The sequence below is a fragment of the Streptomyces sp. CRN 30 genome (assembly GCF_034105845.1).
In genome coordinates, this window is sequence record NZ_JAVRHI010000493.1 from 1 (window position 1) to 5,303 (window position 5,303).

A 5,303-nucleotide genomic window follows, 5' to 3' on the forward strand; every position below is an offset into this window, starting at 1 on the left:
CGGATAAGCCCCGCCGATCGCGTCGTACAGCCGCGCACCGAGCATCCCCAGCTGCTCCTCCGGTGTCACCCTCAGACCCCTCGTCCGCGCGTCGAGTTCCCTGTCGATGGCCGCCACCATGGCGTCGGCACGCTCACGCCGTTCCAGCAGCAGGCCACGCAGCCGGCGCGGGTGCGCGACCGCGTCGGCGGAGCAGCAGCCGATCAGCTCCGCGACCTCCCGCAGCGTGAAGCCCAGCCGCCGGTAGGCCGGCACCTCCCGCAGCCGCCCCACGTCACCCGCCGAGTCGCCCCGGCACCCGGCCCCGGCCAGCTCGGCCACGCGTCTCACGGTCCAGTGATCCTCCCGTTCCTCTCCCGCTCGTACAGGGCAGTTGACGCATGACGGAACGACTCGGTCATCACTGCGCCCGCCCAGTCGGGAGGCGGTTCGCTCGCTTCCTCACACGGCTGGAGAAATCTAGATCGGCTTCCATGACAAGGGACTCTCACGACAACACTCCACCGGCCTCCCCACCCTTACCATCACCTTCGAGGTCACCGTCCCCGTCCCCTCTGCCCTCACAGCCGCAAGAGCCCCAACAGCCCCCACCGCACAAGTCGGCATGGTGGATCGTCGGTTTCCTCGCTCCTGTCCTCGTCGCGATCATCGGTCTGATCGGGGTGCTGATCGCCAATAAGCCCGAACCAGCTTCCCGCGAGGACTCGAAACCACCGAACGACGCGACGGAGTCGAGGGAGTCAGCGCTCCCAGGGGCCTCGAAGCCGTCGACCGGTACGACCACCTCGTCTTCGAGTATGCCGTCCAACAGCGGCGGCAGCACGAAGGGGCCGCCTCCAGAAGTGAGATTCGGACCTGACATTCTCGATTTCCCCGGCGACGAGAACATCGACCTGGATTCGAGACCACCGCTTCTCATCGGGACACTGACCAGAGGCACAGATGTGGGTTTCTACGGCGACAGGACCTCGCTCAGCACCCTCAACGGCGAGTCCAGACTTGCCCCTCTGCCTCCTTCGGGGCCTGATCCGAGTGAGGCCGAATGTGTGGCGGCGGTACAGGCGAACGGCACTTACCACTTGCCTCTGACGCGGGGAGCCCGCTATTGCGCGATTTCCCGTGATGGGCGCACGGCCTATCTGCGTGCTGTCGCGGCTCCGGCTGAGGGAACCATTCGGCTCGAAGTCACTGTCTGGGAGATCCCGGGCTGATCCGACGGCGGGCGCTCACGGAAACCGCAGGCGGCTGCTTCCCGGTCGCGGGCACCGCCCCCTCACCGGCGATCTCCTTCTTCCGGTGCCGTCGCCTTCGTGGGGTCCGGGCCGGGCGGGCCGTCCTCCGTCGTGCGCGTGAGGAGAGTGACGGTCACGGTGGTGCCGTTTTCCGGGGTCGAGGTGATGTCCACGCTTCCGTGGTGGGCGTGCACCACGGCGCGGACGATGGACAGGCCGAGGCCGAGGCCGGAGCCGCCGCCGGTACGGTCGCGGTCCGTCCCGGCCCGCCAGAACCTGTCGTACACGCGGGGCAGTTCCTCGAATGTGATGCCCGGACCCGAGTCGGCGACCCGCAGGACGGCCCGGCCGTCGCGGCTGTCCGTGAGGGTGACGTCGATCGTGGTGTCGGCCGGTGTGTGCTGGAGGGCGTTGCCGATCAGGTTGTTGAGGACCTGTTGCAGGCGGGGTGCGTCCCCGGTGACGTGCACGGGGCCGGGGGCGTGCAGCCGGATGGTGCGGCCGGGGGCGATGACCTGGGCGTCCTGGATGACGTCTGCCGCGAGCCGGCGCAGGTCGACGGGGTCGTTCGCCAGGGGGCGGCCGGCGTCCAGGCGGGCCAGCAGGGCGAGTTCCTCGACCAGCAGCCGCATCCGGCCGACCTCGCCGTCCACGCGTTCCAGGGCCCGCTGGAGCCGGGCCGGGTCGTCGAGGGCGCCCTGGTGGTAGAGGTCCAGCCAGCCGGAGACGGTGGCCAGCGGGGTGCGCAGTTCGTGCGAGGCGTCGGCGGCGAAGGTGCGGATGTTCTCCTCCGCGCGCCGCTGGGCGTCGAAGGCGTTGTTGACGGCGACGGCGACGGCGAGGCGGTCGGTCTCGTTGTGTCTGCCGTAGGTGGGCAGCCGTTCCTGGCGGGCGCCTGAGGCGATGGAGTCGGCCGCGTCGGCCATCTGCGCCATCGGCCGCAGGCCGAACCGCAGGATGAGCAGCGCGGTGACGTAGGCTATGGCGAGCGTAACGGCCACGCTGCCGGCCTGTCTGGATACGTAGTCGGTAACGGTGATCCGGTCGGCGTCCGTGCGCACGGTGAGTGACGGCGCCAGCTTCGACGGAGCCCATCGGTGAGGTGATGGTCAGGCCGCTGGTGCGGATTCGCCGGGCGATGAGGTCGGGGACGTCCGTACGGTCCTTGAAGGCGATGACCTGGTCGAGCCGGCCGGCGGTCAGCGTGTTGACCGCCCTCGGCACGTTCTCGCCGAACTGGTCGGCGACCTGTCCGTCGGGTCCGATGACGGTGACGCCGAGGAGCGGCGCGACCAGGCTGGACATCCGCACCTGCTTGATGGTCTGCGGGCCGTGGGCGAGCGCCCGGTGGACGCGGTCCCCGGCGTCCCGCAACCCGTCCTCCGCCCGGTGCTCCAGATAGGTGCGCAGGGTCACGGCGCCGGCGACCGAGTTGCCGATGAGCCCGGCCGGCAGCACGGCCAGGACGCCCAACAGCACGCGGGCCCGGATGGTGACCGGTCGCAGGCGCGGCCGCCCGGTGCGACGTGGGCGCTTCACCTGGCGGGGCGGCGCAGGCTGTAACCGATGCCCCGGACGGTCTGGAACAGCGGTTCGTGGCCGTCGCTGTCGAGTTTGCGCCGCAGGTTGGACACGAAGCGCTCCACGACCACGGAGTCGCCGGCGAAGTCGTACTCCCAGACCGTCTCCAGGATCTGGGAGCGGGTCATGACGTGTTCGGCGTGGGAGAGCAGGTAGTGCAGGAGCCGGTACTCGGTGGGGCACAGGCCGATGACCGTGCCGTCGCGGGAGACGGTGTGGCGCCTGTCGTCCAGTTCGAAGTCGGCGTAGCGCAGAAGACGGCTGTCGAGGGCGGGGGCCGACGCCGGTGCGTGAGCGCGCCGCACCAGGGCCTGGAGGCGGGCGCCGACCTCGATGACGCTGAAGGGCTTGGTGACGTAGTCGTCGCCGCCGAGCCGCAGTCCCCGGACTCGGTCCTCCACGGCGTCCCGCGCGGTCAGGAACAGCACCGGTGTGGTGATGCCCCGCGCGCGGATCAGTTGCAGGACGTCGAATCCGTCGCCGCCGGGCAGCTCCCCGTCAAGGACGATGACGTCCGGGAGGCTTCGGTCCAGGCTGGTCAGGGCCTGCGGCACGTCCTCGGCGAAGTGCACCTCGAAACCGGAGAACCGCAGGGCCGAGGCCATCAGGTCGCGGATGTTGTCGTCGTCCTCGACGAGAGAGACCGTGTCCGGGGAGCTCATGAAGTGATGTCCTGCTCGGTCTTGGACGGTTGCGCGGCGGCGGGCGCTGGCCGGTCGTGATCCAGCCGTGCTCCCTCAACATCCAGGTCGGGCAGGAACTTGTCCAGTCGCTTCGGCAGCCACCAGGCCCGGTGGCCGAGCAGCGTCAGAACGGCCGGGACCAGGGTCAGCCGGACCAGGAAAGCGTGGGAACGAGGAGGGCGCCGCCCTCGTCCGCCGGTACCCGAAACGTTTCGGGCTGTTCGCCTCACTGCCGCTGCCGGACACCGACGCGGCGCTGGCGGAGACCCGGCACGTCTTCGACGCGCTGGACGCGGACGGCGTCGTCCTGGAGACCAACTACGAGGGCACCTACCTGGTGGACGCGGTCGGTGACACCCTCTTCGCGGAGCTGAACCGGCGGGGGCCGTCGTCTTCCTGCACCCGACCTCCCCTGCTTGCTGGGAGTCGACCGCGCTCGGCCAGCCGCGTCCCGTCATCGAGTTCCTCTTCGACACCACCCGCGCCGTGACGCAGCTCGTCTACGAGGGGGTGCTCAGCAGGTATCCCGACATCCGCTTCATCGTGCCCCACGCGGGCGGGCACTGCCCGTACTCGCCGATCGGAGCGCGTCGTTCGCGACCATGGAGGACATGCCGCCGAAGGACGTCATCGAGGCGCTGTCGAAGCTGCACTACGACGTCGCCGGGTTCGCACTGCCCCGGGCCCTGCCGGCGCTGCTGGACCTGGTCTCGGCCGACCGGCTGCTCTACGGCAGTGACTACCCCTTCACCAGCGCACCCGTGGCCACCGCCCTCGGCGTGAGACTGGCCGCCACCGACGCCCTGGGCCACACCGAGAAGCGCCAGATGTTCTCCGGCAACGCCGCGCGGCTCTTCCCCCGGCTGACCGGGACGAAGAAGGACTGAGCGGGACCTCGCGAGGCGCACCACCGTACGTCCACGAGACACCGAGGACGATTATGAGGTTCCTGTTCAGCGCGGTACCGGCCCACGGACACATCCTGCCGTTGGTACGCTGATGGAGGCTGGCCACAGCGTCGCCCTGCTGTCCGCCGGAGCCGTCCGGGACGGCATCGCACCGGAACTGCCGCCCGGGGTGCTGTTCCTGGCCGCGGGCGCCATGCCGGGCGAGTTCTCCGCGGACGCCGCGCGCCGTACCGGAGCCGACGTGTTCCACCCGACACCGGCGGTCATCGGAAAGATCTTCGGCGGCTCCCGGCTGGACCTGGGCGGTGCCAGGACCGGGTCGTACGGCGCCGTTACCGCGTCACCCTCGACTGGGACGACGCCTGGCTCGTCGGCACCGGCCGCCGAACGGATCACCCCCACCACGAGGCGGCCGACGTCGCGGTGCGCTTCGCGGCGCGGATCCCCGTCCGACCGGTACGGCTGATCGCCGACGGCTGGGGCCGTGCGCGGGCCGAGGCCGTCAGGCTGATCGCGGAAGGCTCACTCCAGTCGTCGGCCCGGCTGAACGGCATGGTCTCCGACAACTTCGCTTTTATGTACCGCCCTTGTCGGCGGTTACGGGCTCGACGGAGCGGGCCACCCACTCGCTGTGCCGCCGGACCGTGACCGCGACCGTGTCGCCGACGCCGAAACGCTCCGCGGCGTCCGGGGAGGCGAAGAACCATGTGCTGGAGAAGAGCGCGGGGTCACGGCGCCCCAGGAAACCGCGCACCTCTCGGACGTCCAGCAGGAAACGGGCCTCGCGGACCGGCACGGTGCCCGGGAACTTGGCGGGCACCGTGCCGGTGGTGAGTTCCGTGATCGTGCCGACGATGCGGTAGCTGCCGGGCGGCGGACCCATGAGGCCTCGTCTCCTT

The 5,303-nt window shown here is 70.3% G+C and carries 4 protein-coding genes and 2 pseudogenes; 2 read left to right on the forward strand and 4 right to left on the reverse strand.

The features are described 5' to 3' along the window. The 3 genes and pseudogenes from UW392_RS56285 to UW392_RS56295 form a co-directional block, all read right to left on the reverse strand. Positions 1-330: pseudogene (locus tag UW392_RS56285) on the reverse strand (MerR family transcriptional regulator); the annotation flags it as partial. A gap of 943 nt (positions 331-1,273) precedes the next feature. Further along, on the reverse strand, positions 1,274-2,233 hold the full coding sequence (locus UW392_RS56290) for a sensor histidine kinase (protein WP_320783252.1): 960 nt from the start codon (positions 2,231-2,233) through the stop codon (positions 1,274-1,276). Between the two features lie 534 nt (positions 2,234-2,767). Further along, positions 2,768-3,475, reverse strand: coding sequence for a response regulator transcription factor (locus UW392_RS56295; protein WP_320783253.1), 708 nt, complete (start codon positions 3,473-3,475; stop codon positions 2,768-2,770). 632 nt (positions 3,476-4,107) lie between these two features. On the opposite strand from UW392_RS56295, the gene UW392_RS56305 reads away from it, so the two are divergent. Together UW392_RS56305 and UW392_RS56310 are read left to right on the forward strand one after the other, a co-directional pair. Next, a complete protein-coding gene (locus UW392_RS56305; protein ID WP_320783254.1) occupies positions 4,108-4,383 on the forward strand; it encodes an amidohydrolase family protein in 276 nt (91 codons plus the stop codon). A gap of 330 nt (positions 4,384-4,713) precedes the next feature. Next, a pseudogene (locus tag UW392_RS56310) lies at positions 4,714-4,980 on the forward strand (DUF1062 domain-containing protein); the annotation flags it as partial. On the opposite strand, the gene UW392_RS56315 reads toward UW392_RS56310, so the two are convergent. Further along, the coding region (locus UW392_RS56315) for a hypothetical protein (RefSeq protein ID WP_320783255.1) at positions 4,979-5,303 on the reverse strand (325 nt) is incomplete at its 5' end. The pseudogene UW392_RS56310 and the gene UW392_RS56315 sit on opposite strands and share 2 nt — an antisense overlap.

Excerpts from the sequence above, each read along its gene's own strand:
- UW392_RS56305 (WP_320783254.1), top strand. The coding sequence starts at position 4,108 with ATGCCGCCGAAGGACGTCATCGAGGCGCTGTCGAAGCTGCACTACGAC.
- UW392_RS56295 (WP_320783253.1), bottom strand. The coding sequence starts at position 3,475 with ATGAGCTCCCCGGACACGGTCTCTCTCGTCGAGGACGACGACAACATC.